2 protein-coding genes are annotated in these 974 nt (G+C 37.6%); one reads left to right on the top strand and one right to left on the bottom strand.

Going from position 1 to position 974, the window contains the following annotated elements:
* A partial coding sequence (locus tag ACFIKG_RS09465) for a hypothetical protein (RefSeq protein ID WP_375652217.1) occupies window positions 1-414 on the top strand: 414 nt, incomplete at its 5' end.
* Window positions 415-423: 9 nt separating this feature from the next.
* On the opposite strand, the gene ACFIKG_RS09460 is transcribed toward ACFIKG_RS09465, so the two are convergent.
* Window positions 424-974 (bottom strand): hypothetical protein (locus ACFIKG_RS09460; protein ID WP_375643842.1); only part of this gene is annotated, 551 nt, incomplete at its 5' end.

Below are 974 nucleotides of genomic sequence, written 5' to 3'. Positions count from 1 at the left end.
ATGCGTGCAAAGCGCTTCGGTTTAACGCTACAGGAGGCAAAAAATCCACTTTCTGGGTCTTACATAGGGCGGCTTTGTTTACAAGGCGTGCTTACACAAGAGCAATATGATGCCGCCCAGCAATATCTACAGATAAGAAACGATTACCTTTGTGCAAAAGGCTTGCCTAATGCAATTTATGACGAAATGCCGTCATCTTCAGATGATAAGGCAAGAGATAAATGGGTAGCATTTGCAACAGAGAAGTTTATCAACACGCAAGAGGCACTAAAAGAAGCCCAATGCCTCTATAGACAATATAACCTTTATGCAGCGTTACAGTATCTCGTTATAGAAGATCAAATGTTACCACATCTTGTGAATTCATTACGCGTTACTCTTAATGTGCTTCAGAAACATTTTGATCGTAAATGACAATCTCTATTACGGTTTCATTATATCATATATCGTTGGTAAGTCTCTGCAAAATCTAGCGACTTGTTTAGTGTTTTCATAATCACCGGTGCTCACGTCAGATACTACAACTATCATTTGTGTTTTGGGGCTAATGCCAGTTCCAGTCGAATTACTAAGAAATTTTTTTGCATAATAAATCATTGGATTTTTGCTGTTATTGGATTCGTTGTATGCCCACATAAAATCTCTTTCACTCCAATTATGTTCATAACGTAAACGACTTATTACATTGGGTAGCATTGCCCATGACATTTCTTCATTATACTCACCCCGCAATAAATTCACAAAGCGTCCACATAAAATAACGAATACGTGACGATGCAATACAGGATCAAATTTGGAAGGCATCTTATGATGGCCACGGCTGTATACAAATTCTTGTGCTTGGCTTAGCTTATTAAAATGCGTAAAGCCAGTATATTCTTTACTCGCGTATTTGTCGTAAAGTTGATTATACTTCTCTATAGTATCTACACTTGTAAACATACGCGTCAATTTGTCTATAAATCCAAATGACG

The sequence above is a fragment of the Bartonella sp. LB28NMGDW genome (assembly GCF_042194435.1).
Classification (GTDB): Bacteria; Pseudomonadota; Alphaproteobacteria; order Rhizobiales; family Rhizobiaceae; genus Bartonella; species Bartonella grahamii.
The sequence above is the reverse complement of the archived record's forward strand: the minus strand, read 5'-3'. Positions and strand labels throughout refer to the sequence as shown.